Source organism: Nitrospinota bacterium (genome assembly GCA_016208975.1).
In the GTDB taxonomy this organism is placed as follows: domain Bacteria; phylum Nitrospinota_A; class UBA7883; order UBA7883; family JACRLM01; genus JACQXA01.
On sequence record JACQXA010000002.1, the window covers coordinates 58923 to 80418 of the forward strand.

Consider the following 21496-nt stretch of genomic DNA (forward strand, 5'->3'; position numbering starts at 1 on the left):
ATGGCCGGCAAAGGATTGGCCGAGTCCGCCAGGGTTTGGGCCAATGTGTACAGGCGCATACGCTTCTTCAAGAAGATGTATCCATTATCCGCCATAGTAAAAGACCTGTTCCTTTTCCCGGTGGATTATTTCATGGACGGCAAGGATGTCCACGCCGTCCGCAACATCACTTTCGCCATAACCCACGTGTGCAACATCCGTTGCGAGATGTGCTATTTCCACCTGGAACTGGGCAACAAGCGGTCGTTGCCTCTGGAGTCATACTCCCGCGTGATAGACGCCGCCGTCTCCAGCAGGCCGTGCGTCATCCTTTCCGGCGGCGAGCCGTTCGCCCACCCGGATATCCTGAAAATGGTGGAATACGCCAAGGGGAAGGGCCTGCCGGTGCAGATTTTCACCAACGGCACGCTGGTCACGCCGGAAAAGGCCGACAGGCTGGTGGAACTGGGGCTGGATTACATAGACTTCACCCTGTTGGGTGACGAGACCACCCATCCGCTGGTGGCCCACGCGCCCAAAAGCTACGAGATGCTCAAAAAGAACCTGGAGTATTTCGCCAGAAACCGTGGCGCAACCAAGATAATACTGAACTACACCATAACCCCCCGTTCCCTGCAAAGCATAGACCACGCTTTAAAGCTTGCCAACGAGCTTTCGCTGGACGGCATAAGGTTCCAGCACTATAACTTCCTGCTTGCCGGGGAGATGACCGCGCAGGAGCGGGCCATGCAAAACCTTTTCGGCGTGGAGTCGGGCGTGAACGAGATAGAAGGGGAGGAAGAGCTGGCTGGCGCCGCGGAATTCATCCGCGGATTCATGCGGCGGCTTAATGCCGGGGCGCCCCGGATGCCGGTCCAGTGGGCGCCCACGCTTACCGAAGCGGAGTTGGACAACTGGTATTCCAAAGATAAATACACGACAGCGCGCAAATGCCTGTACCCGTGGCGGGGCATTCTGGTGGACGCCGACGCCAGGGTTTATCCATGCTCGAAAATATATCTTGAGCTGGGCTCGCTGGACGACAAAGATCTTTTCGACATCTGGAACAGCGACCGTATGAAACTGTTCCGGGGGCATCTGAAAAACGGCGGTTACCCCGCCTGCTCCCGCTGTTGCAAGCTATGACCCAACAGGCCCATCCTTTACGCTATTCGGTCCACACCCGGCTCCGCCAGTTCCACCTGGGCCAGCTGATGCCCAAAGGGGGCGGCAGGCTGTTGGACGTGGGATGCGGCGTGGGCTATATGATGAGAGCCTTGGGGAACGGGTACGAATGCGTTGGGCTGGAGTATGATTTCGAGGCGCTAAAATCGAACCGGGAGAACGGCCTGCCAAACATGGCCCGGGCCAGCGCCGGGGAGATACCGTTCAAGACCGCTTCGTTTGATGTAGTGGTCTGCTCGGAATTGCTGGAGCACATGCCGGGGGACGAAGACGGAAAAGTTCTTTCGGAAATAGGCCGAGTCACCAAACCCGGCGGCAGGGTATTCATAACAGTGCCCGCGCTGGAAGGGCTCCGCGCCACAACCCCGTTGCGCAACCTTGGCCACGACATCCCCGGCTCAGGCGAGTATCACCACAAAATCGGATACTCATGGGACCAGATGAACCGGCTCATAGCGGATACCGGGGTCTTCCGGGTGGTGAACCGGCGGTATTCAATGGTTATCCTGTCCGAGCTTTTCATGGACCTTCTCAAGCTTGTTTACCTGAAGAAGAACAAGATGAAAGAACAGTCGGACCTGATGAAAATGAACGACTCGCCGCTGTTTAAAATATACAGGCTGGCGTTCCCCTTCCTGCACGCGGTTTTCGTGGCCGAGGATTTTATAGCCAGCCCGGCATTAAAAGGCCATATACTTGTGGTCGAGGTCGAAAGGGTATAAGCCTTAAGGGCGCCGGAATGAGCGATTTCCTGAAAGTAATCTTTAAAAACTACTCTATTAAAGACGCCCTGCGCGCCGAACTGGAGGAGGACATCGGTTTCCTCGTGCGCTCCATCCCGGGCGTGTTCGGGTTCCTTCTCCGCTACGCATGTTACAAAATGCTCTTCGGCAGGATAGGTTCCACCCCGTACATTTATCCCGGCGTCCGGTTCGTGTTCATGAAAAACATCCAGCTGGGCAAAGGCGTGCTGATAAATTCCAATACCTACGTTTATGGCAAGGGGGGGCTGGAAATAGGCGATAAAACGCTGATCTCGCCCAACTGCTCCATCGTGGCGGGGGACCATAACATGTCGCTTGCGGCGCCGATAATCGAACAGGCCTCCAAGGCGGATAAAATCGTTATCGGCAAGAATTGCTGGATCGGCGCCAATTGCGTGGTGGTGGGAGGGGTTACCATAGCGGACGGATCCGTCATAGGCGCTGGGGCCGTGGTCACCAAAGACACGGAGCCGTATTCCATCAACGTGGGCGTCCCCGCGAAGAAAATCGGCGAAAGAAAATAGACTTCCCTTCCATGCCATTATCACTTCTCCGCGACCTGGCCGATAAGCTCCTTCGCCTGCCGGAACTTAAAGGGTTTGAGGGAAAAGATTTCGACAGCGCCCGCGCGGCGGAAATAGAGCGCCAGGTGCTTCGGAAAAAACCGGCTCTGGCCACCCTCTACAACGAGTATTGCCGCCCTTTTGTGGAATCGGCCAATCGCGCCGGGCCTGGAGCGACAATGGTGGAAATCGGCAGTGGCACAAGCCCTTTGAAGGATAAAGTTCCGGGCCTCATCACCAGCGACGTGACGCAGGTGGGCTGGCTGGACCTTTCGATGTCCGCGTTTGAAATGCCCTTCAAGTCTTCCTCGGTGGACCGGCTGTTCCTGATGTTCGTCTGTCACCATCTGGGCCGGTTCGAGGATTTTCTAAACGAGGCCCGGCGTGTGTTAAAACCCGGTGGTGAAATGGTGATAGTGGATCCTGCCATAACGCCATTCTCGAAGCTGTATTACAAAATCCACGTGGATAAGATGGACGTTACCGCCAAAGAATGGGGTTTTGAAGGCGATGGCAGGCTCACCGACAGCAACATAGCCCTGGCGTGGATGGCCTTTTTCCGGGACCGGGAAAAGTTCCAGCGGATGTACCCTGAATTCAAAATAGAAAAAGTGGAATACAACACCTGCCTTTCGTTCCTGCTCACCGGCGGGTTCAGGATCCGCCAGCTTCTGCCAACCTTCGCCATCAACGGCCTGTTCGCGCTGGAGAACTGGATTATCCGGAACGTCACCAGCAAGATAGCGGTGACCATGGCCGTAACTGTTAAAAGGGTGTGATGTTTCAATAAATGTGCGGCATAACAGGGTTCATTAATCCCTCCGGCGCGGACAACGCTAAAGAACTGGCGCGCAAGGTGGAAGGCATGGCCGGGGCCATGATAAAACGCGGCCCCGACGCGGGCGGAGCATGGGTGGACGAACCAATGCAAGTGGCCCTGGGTCACCGGCGCCTGTCCATCATAGACCTCTCGCCCGCCGGGGCCCAGCCCATGGAATCCGCGTCCGGAAGGTACGTCATCGCCTACAACGGCGAGGTGTACAATTTCGCCGATGTCCGCCGGGAACTGGAAACTAGCGGCCCCGTAAAATGGCGCGGCCATTCGGACACCGAGGTGATGCTGGCCGCCATGGAGCGGTATGGGGTAAAAAAAGCGCTGGAGAAATTCAACGGCATGTTCGCCTTCGCCCTGTGGGACAGGCAAGAACGGACATTGACGCTAGCCAGAGACCGCATCGGCAAAAAACCGCTCTATTACGGCTGGATGAACGGGGCCTTCCTGTTCGCCTCGGAAATGAAGGCGCTCATGGCCTGGCCCGGCTTCCGCTCGGAAATAGACCGGGGCGCGCTGGCCTTGTTCCTGCGGCACAACTATGTGCCGTCGCCTTATTCCATATTCAAAGGCATCCACAAGCTACGGCCCGGCCATATCGTCACGTTTGAAAATCCGTTTTCGCAGGCGGCCGCCCCGGCTCCGGAACCGTACTGGTCGGCCAAAACCGTGTTCGACTCCGCCGAAACCTGCCTGTTCGACGCGCCGGAGAGCGAGCTTTTAGATAACCTCGAAAAGCTCCTGTTAGACGCGGTGAAGATAAGGATGATAAGCGACGTGCCCCTGGGCGCGTTTTTGTCGGGGGGTATAGACTCGTCACTGGTGGTGGCGCTGATGCAGGCCCAGAGCGCCCAACCGGTGAAAACCTTCACCATCGGATTTAACGAGGAAGGTTACAACGAGGCGGTTCACGCCCAGGCCGTGGCCCGGCGCTTGCGCACGGACCACACGGAATTATACGTCACGCCGGAAGAGGCCATGGGGGTGATACCCGATTTGCCCTCAATCTACGACGAGCCTTTCGCCGATTCGTCGCAGATACCCACATTTCTTGTATCAAAACTGGCGCGGCGGAAAGTAACCGTGGCCCTCTCCGGCGACGGGGGGGACGAAAGTTTCGGCGGGTACAACAGGTACATCTGGGCCATGTCCATCTGGCGTAAAATGCGCTTGGCTCCCCGGGGGGCAAGAAAAGTAATGGCCGGGATCATCGCCTCCGCGCCGCCGGGCGTCTTGGGGGCTTTATATGGCATGGCGGAATTCATCCTGCCCAAAACAGCCCGTGTCACAAACCCGGTGGACAAACTGTATAAACTGGCGGACATTTTGTCCCTCTCCGGCCCCATGGATATATACCGCTGGCTGGTGTCCCATTACAAAAACCCTGCGGAAATAGCCATCGGCGCCACGGAACCGCCCACGGCTTTGGATGACAGTTCGAGTTTCGTCAACACGGCGGATTTTACGCGCCAGATGATGTATATGGACATCATCACCTATTTGCCCGACGACATCCTGGTGAAAGTGGACAGGGCCAGCATGGGCGTAAGCCTGGAGGCCCGGGCGCCTTTGCTGGATCATCGCGTGGTGGAGTTTGCCGCCAGGCTTTCCACAGCCGCAAAGATAAAAGATGGCAATGGCAAATGGCTTCTGCGCAAAGTCCTTTACCGCCATGTGCCGCAAGAGCTCATCGAACGCCCCAAAATGGGTTTCGGGATGCCCATAGACGTGTGGCTTCGCGGGCCGTTGCGGGAATGGGGCGAAGAGCTGTTGAGCGAAAAGAAGTTGAGGGAAGATGGTTATTTCAATCCGGGGCCCATCCGCCGCCAGTGGGAAGAGCACGTTTCCGGCAGGCGCAACTGGCATTACGCCCTATGGAACATTCTTATGTTCCAGGCGTGGTTAAACGGTTATAATCACCACGTAAAATAAACTGGCCGGGCGTTTCTTGCCCTGGTCTAAACCAACTGCTGTATTTTCACTGTCTATACTCATACCGTTTTAAGGGCGCTTACTATGCGAGTGATGATTTTGGGCGGGGACGGTTATCTTGGCTGGCCCACGGCCATGATGTTCGCCAATAACGGGCACGACGTAGTTGTCATGGACAATTACCTCCGCCGTAACATGGCGCGGGAAACAAGCTCCGAAGCGCTCATGCCCAACCCGAACCTCAACGCCCGGGCGGACATTTTTAAAAGCGTCACCGGGAAAAGCGTAAAAGTGGTAATCGGTGATTGCGCCGATTACATGGAGCTGTCGCGGGTTTTCGCCGGGTTTTGCCCGGAAGCGGTGGTGCATTACGCCGAGCAACCCTCGGCCCCCTATTCCATGCTGGGGTTCAACGAGGCCCGGCGCACGCTGAACAACAACGTGAACACCACGTTCAACCTAATCTGGTGCGTTATGAAGCACGCGCCGGACTGCCACATAATAAAGCTGGGCACCATGGGGGAATACGGCACCCCCAACATAGACATCGAAGAGGGCTGGATAGACATTGCCCATAACGGCAGGAACGAAAAGTTTCTGTACCCCCGCCAGGCAGGGTCGCTCTATCACACCACCAAAGTGCTGGATACGGACCTGCTGTGGTTCTACGTGAGAGCTTACGGCATCCGCGTTACAGACCTTATGCAGGGGCCGGTTTACGGCCTGTCAACGCCGTTGGCGGACATGGATGAACAGCTGATACCCAATTTCCATTACGACGATATTTTCGGCACCGTGGTGAACCGGTTCATCACCCAGGCCGTGGCTGGCATACCGCTTACAATTTACGGAAAAGGTGGCCAGACCCGTGGGTATTTGAACATAAACGACACCCTCCAGTGCGTGGACCTGGCCATGGCCAATCCGGTGGGCAAAGGGGAATTGCGCATACTAAACCAGTTCACCGAGCTTTTCTCGGTGAACCAGCTGGCGGAAAAAGTGGCCTCGGTGGGGAACCGGCTGGGGCTGAACGTGAAAGTGGCCAACATTGAAAACCCCCGTAAGGAAAAAGAGGAGCATTATTACAACGCCAAACACAGCGGCCTTCTGGAGCTTGGGTTACAGCCCAATTACATGACCGACGATGTGGTGGCCGGAATGCTGGAACGGGTAGCCAAATACAAGGACAGGATAGACAAATCGAAAATCATGCCGCGCATGAGATGGTCGTGACCAGTATTTTTCCAGTCCGGCTTTTCTGGCGCCTGGCTCCGGGTGGATTTTAGGTTGTGTCTCAGTTTGCATCTCAAATAATGGACAGATCCTTCACTTCGCTTGCGCTTCGCTCAGGATGACAATGTTATCAACGGCTTTTATATTGTCATTCTGAGCGTAAGTGAAGAATCTCCCCTGTACTTTCAAACTGAGACACTACAATCATTAATAAATCATGAACACAAAGGCGCTTTTAATACAAAAACGGGATGACATCCTCCGGATAGCCCGGGAGCATGGGGCGCGCGGGATCCGCTTGTTTGGGTCGGTGGCGCGGGGGGAGGAGCTACCCGACAGCGATGTGGATTTCCTGGTGGAGCTGGAAGAAGGGCGTAGCCTGCTTGATCTTGGCGGAATGCAAATGGATCTTCAGGATTTGCTAGGCCGGAAAATTGATATTGTCACCGAAAAAGGGGTGCGCCCCCGAATAAAGGACAGGATTTACAGAGAAGCCGTTCCCATATGAGAGATGACCACCAGCGTTTATTGGATATTCCGGAGGCCATGGGAAAAATTGAAAAGTATTCCGGCGGTGGAAAAACGTCTTTTGAAAATAACGAACTGATCCAGACTTGGGTTATTTATCACCTGCAAATAATGGGTGAAGCCGCCAGCAATATATCAGACACCACAAAGGCAAAGTATCCATCCATCCAGTGGCGTAATATTACCGGTATGCGGAATATCCTTGAACACGGCTACTTCGGCCTTGATAGCGACGTGGTATGGTCTGTCGTGGAGAACGACTTGGCTTTATTAAAGGCAAATCTGCAATCCTGATTTATTTTAAACCGCCGAAATCCACTGTTTCTTCTTAAATGAATTTATTCCGCCTCCTTAAAAGCATCTACCGGAGCGTTCCCCCCTCGTTGCAGGACACGGTTAAGTCCTGCTATTTCGCGGCGCAAGATATGCGTCACGAACGCGCTCTGGGGGCGGGTTTGTTCGAATCCGTTTCAGGAAATAAATCCATAGCCATCACGCTGGCCGCTAAAAAAATAGCGCAGGATAACGCCACCCGGCATGGCGCAAGCCTTAAATACCCGGCGGAACTCGTCATCGTCAATTACATCGGCCAGCTTGGTTGCGGCGGGGCGGAGAAACAGCTTTTCTATCTGGCGGAAAGACTCACAGGGCTAGGTTCAAAAATAACAACCCTAACATCGTCGCCGTTATCGGGGCCAGCCGCCCATTACAAACCCGCGCTGGAAAAGCTTGGTGTGGAATGCCGCATGCCCCGGCCTGTTTTGGCGAAGGAGCTTTCATCCATCGCCGATGATTGGGTAATGCTTGTTCCGCCGTATCTGTCCAAATACGTTTACGCGCTGGCGCTGGAGCTTGCGCGTATAAAACCCGATGTCCTGCATTGCTGGCTGGACGACGCGAATGTCATCGGCGCTCTGGCGGGGCTCATGACTGGCGTTCCCAGAATCGTCATGAGCGCCCACAGTTTAAACCCATCCCACTTTCCGCACATCCGCGCGCCATGGCATAAACCTTGGTACAGCACGCTCCTGCAAAGCGGCCGGGTGACATTCACCAACAACTCCAGATGCGGCGCGGAGGATTACGCCCAATGGCTGGAAATTGACGCCGACAGGATAACCGTTATCCATAACGGGATGGATTTTACAGCCTTAAACGATGTGGATGATAATAAGTCCGCGCGGTTCCGGGAATCCATAAATGCCAAAGCCGGTGAGCCACTGATAGGCGGGGTGTTCCGCATGTCTCCGGAAAAACGCCCGTTCGATTTTCTTAACGCCGTAAAAAAAGCGCGGGAGCTGGTTCCCGTCGCGCGGGCGGTTGTCTCTGGCACGGGGCCGCTGGCGGTGGATTTTTCAAAAGCCATCGTCAGCCAAGGGCTTCACGACGTTGTGATGTATCTTGGCTGGCATGACGACGTTTATTCCCTCATGAAAGCCTGTGACGCAGTGCTTGTGGCCTCGGAAATGGAGGGTATCCCCACCGTCATTCTCGAATCGCAATATATGGGCACGCCGGTGGTAGCCACTAGCGTAGGCGGCATACCGGAAGTAATCGAAAACGGCGTAACCGGCATACTGGCCCCTGTGGGCGACAGTAACGCCATGGGCGAGGCGCTGGCGAAAATATTGAAAGACCCCGGTTTAAAACGCCGTCTGGGTCAGGAAGGGGCAAAATCCGCCGCAAAATTTTCCATTGAGAAGATGACGGAGACGGTTTTACGCATTTATAATGGCGAAGGCTAGGACTGCCGGAGGAACGATTGAAAAATAAAAATGTATTGGTCACCGGGGCTGGCGGGTTCATTGGAAGCCATCTGTGCGAGGCTCTGGTGGACGCCGGGGCCAGCGTAACCGCCATGATCCGCTATACCTCACGGGCGGACTGGGGGAACCTGGAGTTTCTGCCCGCCGATAAAAAGGCCAGGCTCCACGTGGTGGCCGGGAATATCGAGGATGGGGATTTCGTCTCCCGTCAAGTGGCCGGCAAAGATATCATCTTCCACCTGGCGGCCCTTATCGCCATTCCATACTCATACGTGGCGCCTCGAAGCTATATGCGAGCCAACGTGGAAGGAACCCTGAACGTTCTGGAATCAGCGCGGAACCATCAAGTGGCGCGGGTGGTTCACACCTCCACATCGGAGACATACGGCACCGCCCAATACGCTCCCATAGATGAAGACCATCCTCTGCAAGGGCAATCCCCCTATTCGGCATCCAAGATAGGGGCGGACAAGCTGGCGGAGAGTTATTTTCTTTCGTTCAACCTGCCGGTGGCCACCATCAGGCCGTTCAACACCTTTGGGCCGCGCCAGTCGGGCAGGGCCGTCATCCCCACCATAATCAGCCAGGCGCTTTACCGTGATGAGATACATTTAGGGTCGCTGGATCCTGTGCGGGACCTGACATTTGTGAAAGACACCGTTCGCGGCTTTATCAGCGTGGCCAAATCCGACGACGCCGTGGGACAGGTGATAAACATCGGTATGGGCTCCGGCATCACCATTGGCGACCTGGCGGCGGAAATACTGGCTATCATGGGGCTGGATAAACCGGTAATAGAGGACAAATCAAGGATCCGCCCGGCGAAAAGCGAGGTTTATAAATTGATCTGCGGCAACGCCAAGGCCGAAAAGCTCACAGGCTGGAAACCGGCATATTCCCTGAAACAGGGTCTTGCGGAAACCATAGAATTCGTCCGGGCCAACCAGAATTTTTACCGGCCCGGCGCCTACATGCTATGAGGGTGGATAGATGCAAGCCATAATTTTAGCGGGCGGGAAGGGAACACGGCTACGGCCATACACCACGGTTCTTCCCAAACCGCTTATGCCCGTGGGCGATTACCCGATTCTGGAGATTATCCTGCGCCAGCTCAAGCAGGCCGGGTTTAACGAGATAATCCTGGCGGTGGGGCATATGAGCCATCTGTTCGAGGCGTTTTTCCAGGACGGTAGCCGGTTCGGGGTGAACATCCATTACTCCTTCGAGGAAAAAGAGCTTGGCACCGCAGGCCCCATAGCCATGGCGGCGGACAAGCTGAAAGAAGATTTCCTGGTGATGAACGGCGACGTGCTGACAACGCTGGATTACGCCCGGCTTATGGGCAATCACAAGGCCCGGAAAGCGGCGGCCACTATCAGTACCTTCAACCGGGAAGTGAAGATAGATTTCGGCGTTCTGGAAGGGGGCAAGGACAACCGGCTGGAACGATACATAGAGAAACCAACCTATCATTTCACCGTGAGCATGGGGGTGAACGTTTTATCGCGGGACAAGGTTCTCCCCCATCTGCCTGTCAACCAGCGGATGGACATCCCTGAGCTGATGATGAAACTTCACGAGGCGGGGGAGCCGGTAATGCTCCATCACGAGCCCTGTTTCTGGCTGGACATCGGCCGTGTGGACGATTATCAGGCCGCCACGGAGATTTTCGAGTCCCGCAAGGCGGAATTTTTCCCCAACGGGAAATGAAAGCCCTGGTAACCGGCGCGGGCGGGTTTTGCGGACGGCGCCTCGTCAAAAGCCTCCAGGGCCGCGGGCTGGATGTTTACACCGCGGGAACGCGAAGGACCGGCCCGGAAAAACATTTCCATCTATCCGATGTGGCCGACAGCAAGGCCGTGGAGGCAATGTTGCGGGCCATCGCGCCGGATTACGTGTTCCACCTGGCGGGAGTGGTGACAGCCGGGGATCCCACGCTGTTTTACAAGGTGAACTGCCAGTTCGCCGTGGCGATCCTTCACTCCATGGCTTCTCTGGGAATGAATAGCGCACCCATCCTTCTGGCGGGCACATCCGCTGAATATGGCAACGTTACGGCGGATCAACTGCCCATAACAGAAGATACCGCGCCAAAACCTTACAACCATTACGGCATAAGCAAACTGGCCCAGACGTTGGCCGGGTTGTCGGCGGCGCATAAGCTTAAGGTTGTTGTGGCCCGGCCATTCAACATAATCGGCCCCGAAATGCCGGGCCATATTGTGGTACAGGCGTTCGCCAGCCAGATAGCGGAAATAATAAAGGGCCGGAGAGAGCCTGTTATCAAGGTGGGCAATCTGGCCAGTTCCCGGGATTTTATAGATGCGCGAGACGTGGTGGATATTTACTGGGAGTTGGCCAATAGCCCAAAAGCTTGTGGGCAGGTTGTAAACGTCTGTTCGGGCTCGGCGGTGAAAATTGCCGATATGTTGAAAACGCTTCTTGAAATCGCCGGGAAGAAAATTGAAGTGGTGGAAGACCCGGCGCTGTTAAAACCCGTGGACGTTCCGGCCCATTACGGCTCCACAAAAAAACTTTTCGGCGTCATTGAGCCCCGGTCGTTGCGGACAGTGAACGATACCCTGGGGGATATTCTTTCCCATTTGATAAAATGAGCGGGATTTTTACTGGCGAAAAACGCTACACCGGCAAAATGCTGTTTAGCCAGCAAATTACATATAACTTCCGATAAGGTGCATTATGTTAACTTTGGTTTCCGTGTCTAACGTAATTGATGGCAATGGCTGAGAACCCTCTCGTAAGCGTGGTCATCCCGGTTTACCGGGGTGAAAAAACCATCGGCCCTCTGGTGGAGCGGTTGATATCGGTTTTCGCTGGCAGACGGTTGCAGATAGTGTTAGTTAACGACGCCAGCCCGGACAACAGCCACGCCGTATGCCTGGAGTCCCACGAGAAACACCCGGACACCGTAAAGTATATACGGCTGGCCCGGAATTTCGGCGAGCACAACGCCGTGATGGCGGGTTTGAACCACGCCGGCGGCGATTACGTCATCATAATGGACGATGATTTCCAGAACCCCCCGGAGGAGGCCCCCAAGCTGTTGGAAAAAGCGCTGGAGGGGGATTTCGACATCGTTTATTCCCAGTACGAAGATAAAAAACACCATTGGTTCAGAAACCTCGGAAGCCGGTTCAACGACGCTGTGGCCAATTACATGCTGGACAAGCCGAAAGACCTTTACCTCTCCAGCTTCAAATGTTTAAGCCGGATGGCCGTGCGGGAGATAATTTCCTACAAAGGCCCATTCCCTTACATAGACGGCATCGCCCTCAACATCACCCGGAATATCGGCGTGGTCATGGCGCGGCACGAGGAGCGCGCCAGCGGCGAGTCGGGCTATACCTTCAAGAAACTTGTGCGTTTGTGGCTCAGCCTGTTCTTCAACTTTTCCATCATCCCGTTGCGTACAAGCCTCATCATGGGGTTTTTGCTCAGCGGATTAGGTTTCATCTTGTGCGCGGAGATAGTAATCGAGAAGATTTTTTACCCGGGTACACCGCTGGGATGGGCTTTCATCGCCACCACCATCCTTATTTTCTCCGGCGTACAGCTCATCATAATAGGCGTGCTGGGGGAATATGTGGGCAGGATTTTTCTGACCATCAACAACATCCCGCAGTATGTGGTAAAAAGCGCCCATGGAACCGGCAAGCGACCTTAAAGCCCGTTTCGGGGGTAAAAACGCCCTTATCACCGGCGGCCTGGGCTTTATCGGCGGCAACCTGGCCGTCAAGCTTGTGGAGCTGGGCGCGCATGTCACCATTCTGGACGCCATGCTGGACGGCCACGGCGGCAACCTGTTCAACATCGAGCCGGTTAAGGATGACGTTAAGATAAACTTTTGCGACATCAGGGACGAACACACAACCAAATATCTTGTGACCGGCCAGGACTATATCTTCCACCTCGCCGGGCAGAACGACCATGTGAAAAGCCTGCAAGACCCATTTTCCGACATAGACATAAACATAAAAGGCGCGGCGGTCTTGCTGGAGGCCTGCAAGAGCCACAACCCTTCCGCCAGGCTTATATATACCGGCACCCGGGGCGAATACGGCCCCGCCACCCATTTGCCGGTGGACGAGAACGCGCCGCTGAATCCCAAGGGCATCTACGAGCTGTCCAGCCTCACCGCCCAGCAGTTGTTCAAGATATATAACGATAACCACGGCATAAAATCGGTAACGCTCCGGCTCACGAATATATACGGCCCCCGGGCCCAGATGCGTCACAACCGGTTCGGCGTGGCCAACTGGTTCATACGTCTTGCCATAGACGATGAGACCATACAGGTTTTCGGCGACGGTTCGTTGAAGCGGGATTTCCTGTATGTGGACGACACCGTGGAGGCCATATTGATGTGCGCGGCGCTGGACGAGGCTTACGGCCAGCTTTTCAACTTGGGGAGCGACGAGGTAAGCTGTTTCCGCGACCTGGCGGAGGCGGCGGTAAACGCGGCGGGGAAAGGCCGGTGGAAGCTCACCCCCTTTTCCGCCGAGCGTGCAACCCTGGAGCCGGGCGATTTTTACTCGGACATCGGCAAGATAAAAAGAGTCGTCGGCTGGAGCCCCAAAACACCGCTTAAAACCGGGGTTCAAAAAACCGTGGAGTATTATATGGAACATAAAGGGATGTACTGGTGAGCCAGCCAACCATCCCTTTCTTTGAGCTTTCCCGGCAATACAGTTCGTTAAGCGGGGAGATAAATTCCGCCATCCAAACAACCTTGGCCCGGGGCCGATATATATTGGACCAGGAGGTGGCCTCCTTCGAGCGGGCTTTCGCCGGATACAACGGCGCCGCCCACGCGGTAGGCGTGGCTTCGGGAACCGAGGCTCTGCAAGTCGCCCTGTTGGCCCTCGGCATAAAACCCGGCGACGAGGTGATCACCGCTCCCAACACCGCCACCCCCACGGTTTGCGCCATAGTATCCGCCGGGGCCACGCCCGCGTTCGTGGATGTGGATCCCGGAACTTTTCTTATGGATCCGGCAAAGCTGGAAGAGCGCCTGGCCAACGGCAAAGGCCGCAAGGCCAAAGCCGTCATCCCCGTGCATCTCTACGGTCGCCCGGCGGATATGGAGCCTATCAACACCCTGGCCGCCAAGTACGGCCTGAAAGTGGTGGAAGATGTGGCCCAGGCCACCGGGGCGGAATTTTTAAACCACAAGGCCGGCGCTATGGGCGACGCCGGTTGTTTCAGTTTCTACCCGACAAAGAACCTTGGCGCCTACGGTGACGGCGGAATGATAATCACCAATGACGATGAAACCGCCCGGCTGGCCCGGATGATCCGCAATTACGGCGAGGAATCCAAATTCAACAACGTCATGCCCGGCATCAACAGCAGGCTGGACGAGATTCAGGCGGCCATCCTGAACGTGAAGCTCAAGCGGCTGGACGGGTGGAACGCCCGGCGGCGCAAACTGGCGGCGCTATATAGCGAGTCGCTGGCCGGTCTGGACTGGATAACAACTCCCGCCGATGACGGGCGCGCAAAAAGCGTGTATCACCTGTACGTGATAAAAACCGCAAAACGGGACGCGCTGGCGGTCCATCTGTCGGCCCACGGGGTCCATACCATGATCCATTACCCAAAACCTTGCCATTTGCAGAAAGCATTCGAGGGGCTGGGGTATTCCGCCGGGAGTTTTCCGGTGGCGGAAAAACTGGCGGGCGAAATACTGTCGCTCCCCATCTACCCGGAATTGGAAGAAACGGATGTGGCCTATGTGGCCGATACCATCCGCTCTTTCCGGTAAACCCGCGCCATGGAAGTAAGAGAGTACGAAACCATGTTCCTCGTGGAGGAGGGACACTGGTGGTATCAGGGGCTCCACAACCTGGCGGAGACCATGATACGAAGCGAGGCTCCCATAAAAATGCTGGACGCGGGATGTGGAACCGGCAAACTGTTGGACATTCTGGCCGACCTCAAACCTGTTGGATTCGATTTCTCCCCCGACGCCATAAAACTTTCGAGAAAAAGAAACGCCCCAAACCTGGCGCTGGCCTCGATAACGGACATTCCTTTCAAAAACGCATCTTTCGACGCGGCGGTCTCCATGGATGTGCTTTGCAACCTAAACGAGGCGGATGGCTTAAAAGCGCTTAAAGATATGCGCGCCACGCTAAAACCCGGCGGCCTGCTTTTAATAAACCTGCCCGCCTTCGAGTTTATGAGGGGCGATCACGACAGGGCCGTGCATATAAAACGCCGGTTCACCAAAAAAGAGCTGGAGACCATGCTGGAGGCGGCCGGGTTTAAAATAGATATGATCACTTACAGGAACATTTTCCTGTTCCCGCCCGCGTTCCTGGTGCGGACGTTCCAAAGGTTTTTCCCGGCCAAAAACCCAAAGTCCGACCTGGGCCTGCCGCCCGCGATAGTGAACGGATTTTTCAAAAACATCCTGTTCTTCGAGAACCGGCTTATCCGGCTCGGTGTGACGTTTCCTTTCGGCCTGTCGGTGTTCTGCGCGGCAAGGAAGGGATAAAACATCATCCCGCCAGTAGCCGGTTGAACATGGCGCCATGACGCGCCAGCCACTCGCCTTTACCAAACCGTTCCACCGCCCGAGCCCGCGACTGTTTCGACAAGACCTCGATATTGCCCGCTACCTTCTCTACCGCCGAGGCCAGTTCGCTGGCGCCGGGGAAGTAAGTTCGCTCCCAGCTTTGCGGGACATCTATCAGCGCGCCAGCTGAATCTCCCACCAGCTCACCCATCCCGCCGCTGGCGGAGCCTATCACCGGCAATCCGCAGGCCATGGCTTCTATCACCACCGTCGGGCAAGGGTCGTTGTATTTTGAATGAACAAGGATATGGCAGGAACGGTAAATATCCGCCGCCTGATTCTGTGTATATCCCCCCAAAAACTTCACGCGCCCATCGAGTTTCAGGTTATCTATCAATTTCCGCGTCTCCTGCTCCGCCCCCGGCCACTTAAGCCCACCGGCCACCCAGATTTCCACCTCCAGCCCCTTTTTCAGCAGCAACGCCCCGGCCGCAAGCAGGGAAATCACGCGGTAGTCCTGGTAATGGCTTCCCGCCGCCAATAGCCTTATGGGCCTGGCGGGTAGCGGTTCCGCCGGGGGGGTGAAAACATCCGTGTCCACGCAGTTATAGATAACCTCCACAGGGCACGAAGGTTTCATCAGCCATTTATCCGCGCTTTGCTGGCAGAACCGGCTTTGATAAGCCACATAATTGGCTTTGCCCATCACCGCCCGCATGGGGATATTAATCTCGTCATAATCCGGTCCGGCCCAGCCGGGATACCCCACGCCGTTCTGGTTTAGCGCCACCTTCGCGCCGCAATCCGCCGCCCAGTCCGCCAGAACATGGGCGTGAGGCGGCAGGGCGGAACTGACCAAATAGAGTATGTTGAAATTGTCCGTCTCGGGGTAGGCCTCTTCCAGATGGGCCAGTTTCACCCGGCCTCCATGCAGGAACCCTCCGGTGGAAGGGGCCTTGCCCCCATAATTTACCGCCGGGCCTGTTTTCGGCGGGGTGAACCGGCGGCCAGCCAGCGACCCGGCGAACCGTCTTTCTTCGATAAAGTCTAAAGCCGCCTTCAGCTTTTTCTTAAGCCCCAGCGGAACAGCCCGTTTCAACAGGGGCGGCAGATGAAGGCTCATGCCCCGCCCCCGCAGGTTAAAACAGCGCTTTCCCTCATTTTTCCAAGCCTATCCAGCTGTTGACGGTTTCCGGCCAAACGCGGCGTAAATCGCAGATATACCCTACCCTATCCGGTATTAATCCGCCAATAGCCGAATGGGGCAAAACGGCCTTTCCGGGGGCGCCCAAAAAATAGCTATGTACATTTTATAAAAACCTGCTAACCTGATGGTGTTGTTTGGACGCCAAATTTTGGCCGAAGCTGACGCTATTAACCTGCCTCAGATTTTCCTTCCAAGATTGGGCAACGGGCCGGGGCTTACCTTACGAGTCGCCTCGTCTCACATTTTTATTTTTTTTAAGGATCTATCGTACATGAATATCTTCGTTGGAAACCTCCCCTTCTCCGCTACTGAAAATGACCTGCGCTCGCTGTTTGAAGAATTCGGCGAAGTGGAGACGGTCAACGTGATTAAGGACCGTGAAACCGGCAGGTCCCGTGGTTTCGCTTTCGTCGAAATGAACAATTCCGACGCCGACGCGGCCATTAAGAACCTCAACGGTAAAGAGTTCCAGGGCCGCGCCATAAAGGTGAATCAGGCCGAGCAGAGGAAAGCCCGCGCTCCAAGACGCTCCTGGTAGTAACCACTCCCACACATGGATAAGCCCCGAAAGGGGCTTTCCCAACCTCTTTTTTTTGGAAACACCCTAAATGACCATTTCTTCGTTCTCCGAATTGGGCCTTATTGAGCCCATTCTCCGCGCCTTGCGTGACGAAAAGCACGAACAGCCCACGCCCATTCAGGCCCAGGCTATTCCGCACGCCGTACAAGGCCGCGATATATTAGGTTGCGCGCAAACCGGCACGGGTAAAACCGCCGCGTTCGCCATTCCCATACTCCAGCGCCTCACCGAGGGAAAACGCCAGGGGCAAAGGAACGCGCCGCGCGCCCTCATCCTCACACCCACCCGGGAACTTGCCGAACAGATAAACACCAGCGTTCGCGCCTATGGCAGGCATCTAAAACTTTGGCAGGCCGTGGTATACGGCGGCGTGGGAATGGGCGGCCAGATAAAGGCCATCTCCCGCGGCGCGGACATCCTTGTGGCCACTCCCGGCCGCCTGCTGGACCTTATGCGCCAGCGGGTGGTTTCGCTGGGCTCTCTTGAGATATTCGTCCTCGACGAGGCAGACAGGATGCTGGACATGGGTTTCATAACCGATGTCACCAAGATAATCTCGGCCCTGCCCTCCAACCGGCAGACCATGTTTTTCTCCGCCACCATGCCCCCTGCCGTCACCGGCCTTGCGGGCGAGCTGTTGAACGACCCGGTTTCCGTGAAGGTAAACCCCGTTTCGTCCACCGCCGAAAAGGTGGAGCAGAAAGTGATGTTCGTGGAGCGGCACGACAAGGAAGCCGCCCTGTTGAACCTTCTGAAAGATGAAGGCATCTTCCGGGCGCTGATTTTCACCCGCACGAAGCACAAGGCCAACAACATCGCCGAAAAGCTGAACCGCAACATGGTGAGCGCCGAGGCCATCCACGGCAACAAGTCGCAGGCGGCGCGCATGAAGGCGCTTAAGAATTTCTCCGCCGGGCGCGCCAGGGTGCTTGTGGCCACGGACATCGCCTCCCGCGGGATTGACATCAAAGGCGTCACCCACGTGATAAATTTCGAGATGCCCAACGAGCCGGAGAGCTACGTGCATCGCATCGGGCGCACAGCCCGCGCCGGCGAGGCCGGTTCGGCCATCTCCCTTTGCGACAGCGAGGAGCGCTCCATCCTGCGGGCCATCGAACGGGTTATAAGGATCCCCATCACGGTGGACGAGGACCATCCGCACCATTCGGCGCAAGTGGCCGCTCCCAGACAGAAGGAACCGCGCAACTACGGCGGTTACAACCGGAACTCCCGTTTCAAACCCCGCAACAGCGGCGCTGGCTACAGGCCAAGTTCGGGCAGATAACGTTTTTTCCCAGCCGGGCATGTTGCGATAACCGGCCCGGCTGGAACCGCGTTCCGCCTTCTTCAACGGGTAATACCCGTTGAAGGCGGGGCACGGTTAAATTTCCCCCATCAAACCAGCTTCCTCCGTATAAAATAGCCCCAGTCAACCATCTTCTACGGAACCAATTTACAAATGACCGTCTCTGAAAACGGGAAGTGGGCCCAGGGTCTTTTCTCAATCCCGGTTATTGTGGCCGCCTTGGGCTACTTCGTGGACATTTACGACCTTATCCTGTTCGGCATCGTGCGCGTGCCAAGCCTGAAGGCCATAGGGTTCGAGGGCCAGGCATTGCTGGACGAGGGTGTGTACCTTCTGAACATGCAGATGGGCGGGATGCTTTTAGGCGGCCTGGCCTGGGGCATTCTGGGTGATAAAAAGGGGCGCATAAAAATACTTTTCGGCTCCATCTTCCTCTACTCCATGGCCAATTTCGCCAACGCCTTCGTAAACTCCATAGAAAGTTACGCCATTCTCAGGTTCATCGCCGGGCTGGGGCTGGCCGGGGAACTGGGCGCGGGCGTAACGCTGGTGCTGGAAAGCCTGCCGCAAAAGTCGCGGGGTTACGGCACCGCCGTCATCGCCACCGTGGGGGTGGCGGGCGCCGTGCTGGCCAACATTGTGGCCAAGAATTTCGACTGGCGCACGGCCTATATAATCGGCGGTATTCTTGGCATGTTGCTTCTCATCCTGCGGGTGAGCATCTTCGAGTCCGGCATGTTCCGGCAGATGGAGGCTTCCGGCGTCAAGAAGGGGGATTTCCTGAGCCTCTTCAAGTCCAGGGAGCGGTTCGGCAAATATATGAACTCCATCATGATAGGGCTTCCCACCTGGTTCACCGTGGGGGTTATCATCACCTTCTCGCCGGAGTTCGCCAAGGCCATGAGCGTGCCGGAAGCGGTAAGCGCGGGCGACGCGATCATGTACTGTTACATCGGCCTTATTTTTGGCGACTTCGTGAGCGGCTTTTCCAGCCAGTACCTGGGGAGCAGGAAAAAGGTGGTGCTGGTGTTCCAGCTGATGTGCGGCTTTGTGATAGCCGTGTTTTTGTCGCTGGACGGCATAAGCGCCTCATTCTTTTATTTCATGTGCGGGATTATCGGCGTGGCGGTGGGTTACTGGGCCGTGTTCATCACCATCGCCGCCGAGCAGTTCGGCACCAACCTCCGCGCCACCGTGGCCTCCACCGTGCCCAATTTTATCCGGGGCACGGTGATACCCATCACTTACTCGTTCAAGATGGGCAAGGAGCATTTCGGCATCATCAACTCCGCCGCCCTTGTGGGGCTTGTGTGCCTGTTCCTGTCCATATACGCCCTGTTCAGGCTTGAGGAGACGTTCCACAAGGATTTAAATTACCTCGAGGAACATTAACCAGGCCTTGGGGCGGGTAGTGTCCCGGTTTGAAAGTGCAGGGGAGATTCTTCACTTACGGCCAGAAAGACAATATAAAAGCCGTTGATAACATTGTCATCCTGGGTGAAGCGCAAGCGAAGTGAGGGATCTGTCTATTATTTGGGATTCAAACTGAGACACCACCATGGGGCGTTTTATCGGGCAAATAGCCCGCCCGCCTGTTAGAATAAGCGGATTGCAAGCGCAAAACAGGGGGTTCCAAAGACTATGGACAACCACCGGATTCGCAAGACAAAGATTATCTGCACCCTCGGCCCCGCCTCCTCCTCCCTCGAAATGATCGTAAAGCTTGCCCATGCCGGGATGAACGTGGCCAGGCTGAATTTCTCCCACGGGACCCATGAATATCACAAGCTTTCCATAGCGGCCATCAGGCAGGCCAGCGCCCAGACGGGAAAACGCATCGGCATCCTGCAAGACCTGGGCGGGCCCAAGATAAGGCTGGGGGAATTGCGGACGCCCCAGATAATCCTAAAACCGGGACAACCGGTAACGCTTACAACCGGAGAAACCGCCGAGGGAAACGAAATTCCCGTCAATTACGCATACCTGGCCGAAGATGTCTCCCCCGGTTCCAAAATCCTGCTGGCCGACGGGCTGGTGGAACTGGCGTTGGAGCGCATAGAAGGGGGCAAGCTTAAGTGCGTCACCATAACCGGCGGGATACTTACCTCCCACAAGGGGGTGAACCTGCCGCTGTGCAACCTCAGGACACCGGCGTTCACCAAGAAGGACCAGGCGGACCTGGAGTTCGGCCTGATGAATGGCGTGGATTTTGTGGCCCTCTCCTTCGTGCGCGGCGTGGCGGATCTGCTCCCCGTAAAGGAGGCCATCTCCCGCTCACGAAGCGCCAAACCCATGTTGCTGGCCAAGATAGAGAAACCCCAGGCCGTGGAAAGCCTCAACGAGATATTGCCAATGGTGGACGGGATCATGGTGGCCCGGGGAGACCTTGGGGTTGAAACCCCTTTCGAAAGGCTTCCCATAATCCAGAAAAGCGTTATCACAGCCGCCCGCAGGGCCGGAAAGCCGGTTATCACCGCCACGCAGATGTTACGCTCCATGATAGACAGCCCCAGGCCCACCCGCGCCGAAGCCACCGACACGGCCAACGCCATCCTCGACGGGACAGATGCGCTGATGCTGTCCGAGGAGACCGCCGCCGGAGATTACCCCGTGGAGGCGGTAACCACTTTGGACATGATAGCCAGGGCAACGGAGGAGAGTTACGATTCGGCCAAATACATGGACGAGCCGGAATCGGCGTTCGTGCAGGATACCGAGGCGGCCATGAGCCGCGCCGCGTGCGGCCTGGCGCTTAAATTGGGCGCGGTCTGTCTGGCCACATCCACCCTTACCGGGCACACCGCGCGGATGATCTCCCGCTTCAGGCCTTCCATGCCCATCATAGGGTTTACATGCGACGAAGACACATTCAGAAAGCTCAATCTTTCATGGGGCGTCATACCCGCGCTGATTCCCCAGACACAGGATTTGGGGACGCTTTGCCGCACCGCTGAGCGGTTCGCCAGGGATAACGGCCTGGGCGCGGCCGGGGACAGGATAATAGTTACCGCCGGTTACCCGCTTTGGGTTTCCGGCTCCACCAACATTGTGGAGGTGATAACCATAAACGGTTCATGACA

The 21496-nt window shown here is 56.1% G+C and carries 21 protein-coding genes; 20 read left to right on the top strand and 1 reads right to left on the bottom strand.

The window, feature by feature from the left end; all coding sequences use genetic code 11:
- The 16 genes from HY751_01940 to HY751_02015 all read left to right on the top strand — a co-directional run bounded on the left by HY751_01940 (position 1) and on the right by HY751_02015 (position 15302).
- Complete coding sequence (locus HY751_01940; protein MBI4665151.1) at positions 1-1125, top strand: radical SAM protein; 1125 nt, start codon at positions 1-3, stop codon at positions 1123-1125.
- Positions 1122-1886: a class I SAM-dependent methyltransferase gene (locus HY751_01945; protein MBI4665152.1), complete on the top strand. Its 765-nt coding sequence runs from the start codon at positions 1122-1124 to the stop codon at positions 1884-1886. The genes HY751_01940 and HY751_01945 overlap by 4 nt, the downstream gene beginning before the upstream one ends.
- 17 nt (positions 1887-1903) lie before the next feature.
- Positions 1904-2452 (top strand): acyltransferase, encoded by a 549-nt coding sequence (locus tag HY751_01950; protein MBI4665153.1) that lies wholly within the window; start codon positions 1904-1906, stop codon positions 2450-2452.
- 11 nt (positions 2453-2463) lie between these two features.
- On the top strand, positions 2464-3270 hold the full coding sequence (locus HY751_01955) for a class I SAM-dependent methyltransferase (protein MBI4665154.1): 807 nt from the start codon (positions 2464-2466) through the stop codon (positions 3268-3270).
- A gap of 11 nt (positions 3271-3281) precedes the next feature.
- Positions 3282-5255 (top strand): asparagine synthase (glutamine-hydrolyzing), encoded by a 1974-nt coding sequence (gene asnB / locus HY751_01960; protein MBI4665155.1) that lies wholly within the window; start codon positions 3282-3284, stop codon positions 5253-5255.
- Positions 5256-5339: 84 nt separating this feature from the next.
- Complete coding sequence (locus HY751_01965; GenBank protein ID MBI4665156.1) at positions 5340-6488, top strand: NAD-dependent epimerase/dehydratase family protein; 1149 nt, start codon at positions 5340-5342, stop codon at positions 6486-6488.
- Between the two features lie 217 nt (positions 6489-6705).
- Positions 6706-6996 carry a nucleotidyltransferase family protein gene (locus tag HY751_01970; protein ID MBI4665157.1) on the top strand — a complete coding sequence of 97 codons (291 nt, stop codon included), beginning with the start codon at positions 6706-6708 and terminating at the stop codon, positions 6994-6996.
- On the top strand, positions 6993-7310 hold the full coding sequence (locus HY751_01975) for a DUF86 domain-containing protein (protein MBI4665158.1): 318 nt from the start codon (positions 6993-6995) through the stop codon (positions 7308-7310). The genes HY751_01970 and HY751_01975 overlap by 4 nt, the downstream gene beginning before the upstream one ends.
- A 38-nt stretch (positions 7311-7348) precedes the next feature.
- A complete protein-coding gene (locus HY751_01980; GenBank protein ID MBI4665159.1) occupies positions 7349-8761 on the top strand; it encodes a glycosyltransferase family 4 protein in 1413 nt (470 codons plus the stop codon).
- 17 nt (positions 8762-8778) lie between these two features.
- The gene (locus HY751_01985) at positions 8779-9762 is read left to right on the top strand and encodes a GDP-mannose 4,6-dehydratase (protein MBI4665160.1); all 984 of its coding nucleotides are present in this window, start codon (positions 8779-8781) and stop codon (positions 9760-9762) included.
- Between the two features lie 10 nt (positions 9763-9772).
- Complete coding sequence (locus HY751_01990) at positions 9773-10492, top strand: NTP transferase domain-containing protein (GenBank protein MBI4665161.1); 720 nt, start codon at positions 9773-9775, stop codon at positions 10490-10492.
- On the top strand, positions 10489-11397 hold the full coding sequence (locus tag HY751_01995) for an NAD-dependent epimerase/dehydratase family protein (protein ID MBI4665162.1): 909 nt from the start codon (positions 10489-10491) through the stop codon (positions 11395-11397). Before HY751_01990 ends, HY751_01995 begins: the two co-directional genes overlap by 4 nt.
- Before the next feature lie 125 nt (positions 11398-11522).
- Entirely contained in the window at positions 11523-12467 is a 945-nt protein-coding gene (locus tag HY751_02000) for a glycosyltransferase family 2 protein (protein MBI4665163.1), read from the top strand.
- Positions 12445-13449 (top strand): NAD-dependent epimerase/dehydratase family protein, encoded by a 1005-nt coding sequence (locus HY751_02005; protein ID MBI4665164.1) that lies wholly within the window; start codon positions 12445-12447, stop codon positions 13447-13449. Before HY751_02000 ends, HY751_02005 begins: the two co-directional genes overlap by 23 nt.
- Positions 13450-13460: 11 nt before the next feature.
- The gene (locus HY751_02010) at positions 13461-14567 is read left to right on the top strand and encodes a DegT/DnrJ/EryC1/StrS family aminotransferase (protein ID MBI4665165.1); all 1107 of its coding nucleotides are present in this window, start codon (positions 13461-13463) and stop codon (positions 14565-14567) included.
- Between the two features lie 9 nt (positions 14568-14576).
- Complete coding sequence (locus HY751_02015) at positions 14577-15302, top strand: methyltransferase domain-containing protein (protein ID MBI4665166.1); 726 nt, start codon at positions 14577-14579, stop codon at positions 15300-15302.
- Between the two features lie 4 nt (positions 15303-15306).
- On the opposite strand, the gene HY751_02020 is transcribed toward HY751_02015, so the two are convergent.
- The gene (locus HY751_02020; protein MBI4665167.1) at positions 15307-16446 is read right to left on the bottom strand and encodes a glycosyltransferase family 4 protein; all 1140 of its coding nucleotides are present in this window, start codon (positions 16444-16446) and stop codon (positions 15307-15309) included.
- A 355-nt stretch (positions 16447-16801) separates the two neighbouring features.
- On the opposite strand from HY751_02020, the gene HY751_02025 reads away from it, so the two are divergent.
- The 4 genes from HY751_02025 to pyk all read left to right on the top strand — a co-directional run bounded on the left by HY751_02025 (position 16802) and on the right by pyk (position 21494).
- On the top strand, positions 16802-17068 hold the full coding sequence (locus HY751_02025; GenBank protein ID MBI4665168.1) for an RNA-binding protein: 267 nt from the start codon (positions 16802-16804) through the stop codon (positions 17066-17068).
- A gap of 70 nt (positions 17069-17138) precedes the next feature.
- Positions 17139-18395, top strand: coding sequence for a DEAD/DEAH box helicase (locus HY751_02030; protein ID MBI4665169.1), 1257 nt, complete (start codon positions 17139-17141; stop codon positions 18393-18395).
- A gap of 174 nt (positions 18396-18569) precedes the next feature.
- Positions 18570-19808, top strand: coding sequence for an MFS transporter (locus tag HY751_02035; protein MBI4665170.1), 1239 nt, complete (start codon positions 18570-18572; stop codon positions 19806-19808).
- A gap of 249 nt (positions 19809-20057) precedes the next feature.
- Entirely contained in the window at positions 20058-21494 is a 1437-nt protein-coding gene (gene pyk, locus HY751_02040; protein MBI4665171.1) for a pyruvate kinase, read from the top strand.
- Positions 21495-21496: the final 2 nt, after the last annotated feature.

Bases quoted from the DNA above. Each gene is read 5' to 3' on its own strand.
- HY751_01940 (MBI4665151.1), top strand. From the start codon at position 1: ATGGCCGGCAAAGGATTGGCCGAGTCCGCCAGGGTTTGGGCCAATGTG.
- HY751_01945 (MBI4665152.1), top strand. From the start codon at position 1,122: ATGACCCAACAGGCCCATCCTTTACGCTATTCGGTCCACACCCGGCTC.
- HY751_01950 (MBI4665153.1), top strand. From the start codon at position 1,904: ATGAGCGATTTCCTGAAAGTAATCTTTAAAAACTACTCTATTAAAGAC.
- HY751_01955 (MBI4665154.1), top strand. From the start codon at position 2,464: ATGCCATTATCACTTCTCCGCGACCTGGCCGATAAGCTCCTTCGCCTG.
- asnB (MBI4665155.1), top strand. From the start codon at position 3,282: ATGTGCGGCATAACAGGGTTCATTAATCCCTCCGGCGCGGACAACGCT.
- HY751_01965 (MBI4665156.1), top strand. From the start codon at position 5,340: ATGCGAGTGATGATTTTGGGCGGGGACGGTTATCTTGGCTGGCCCACG.
- HY751_01970 (MBI4665157.1), top strand. From the start codon at position 6,706: ATGAACACAAAGGCGCTTTTAATACAAAAACGGGATGACATCCTCCGG.
- HY751_01975 (MBI4665158.1), top strand. From the start codon at position 6,993: ATGAGAGATGACCACCAGCGTTTATTGGATATTCCGGAGGCCATGGGA.
- HY751_01980 (MBI4665159.1), top strand. From the start codon at position 7,349: ATGAATTTATTCCGCCTCCTTAAAAGCATCTACCGGAGCGTTCCCCCC.
- HY751_01990 (MBI4665161.1), top strand. From the start codon at position 9,773: ATGCAAGCCATAATTTTAGCGGGCGGGAAGGGAACACGGCTACGGCCA.
- HY751_01995 (MBI4665162.1), top strand. From the start codon at position 10,489: ATGAAAGCCCTGGTAACCGGCGCGGGCGGGTTTTGCGGACGGCGCCTC.
- HY751_02000 (MBI4665163.1), top strand. From the start codon at position 11,523: ATGGCTGAGAACCCTCTCGTAAGCGTGGTCATCCCGGTTTACCGGGGT.
- HY751_02005 (MBI4665164.1), top strand. From the start codon at position 12,445: ATGGAACCGGCAAGCGACCTTAAAGCCCGTTTCGGGGGTAAAAACGCC.
- HY751_02015 (MBI4665166.1), top strand. From the start codon at position 14,577: ATGGAAGTAAGAGAGTACGAAACCATGTTCCTCGTGGAGGAGGGACAC.
- HY751_02020 (MBI4665167.1), bottom strand. From the start codon at position 16,446: ATGAGCCTTCATCTGCCGCCCCTGTTGAAACGGGCTGTTCCGCTGGGG.
- HY751_02025 (MBI4665168.1), top strand. From the start codon at position 16,802: ATGAATATCTTCGTTGGAAACCTCCCCTTCTCCGCTACTGAAAATGAC.
- HY751_02030 (MBI4665169.1), top strand. From the start codon at position 17,139: ATGACCATTTCTTCGTTCTCCGAATTGGGCCTTATTGAGCCCATTCTC.
- HY751_02035 (MBI4665170.1), top strand. From the start codon at position 18,570: ATGACCGTCTCTGAAAACGGGAAGTGGGCCCAGGGTCTTTTCTCAATC.
- pyk (MBI4665171.1), top strand. From the start codon at position 20,058: ATGGACAACCACCGGATTCGCAAGACAAAGATTATCTGCACCCTCGGC.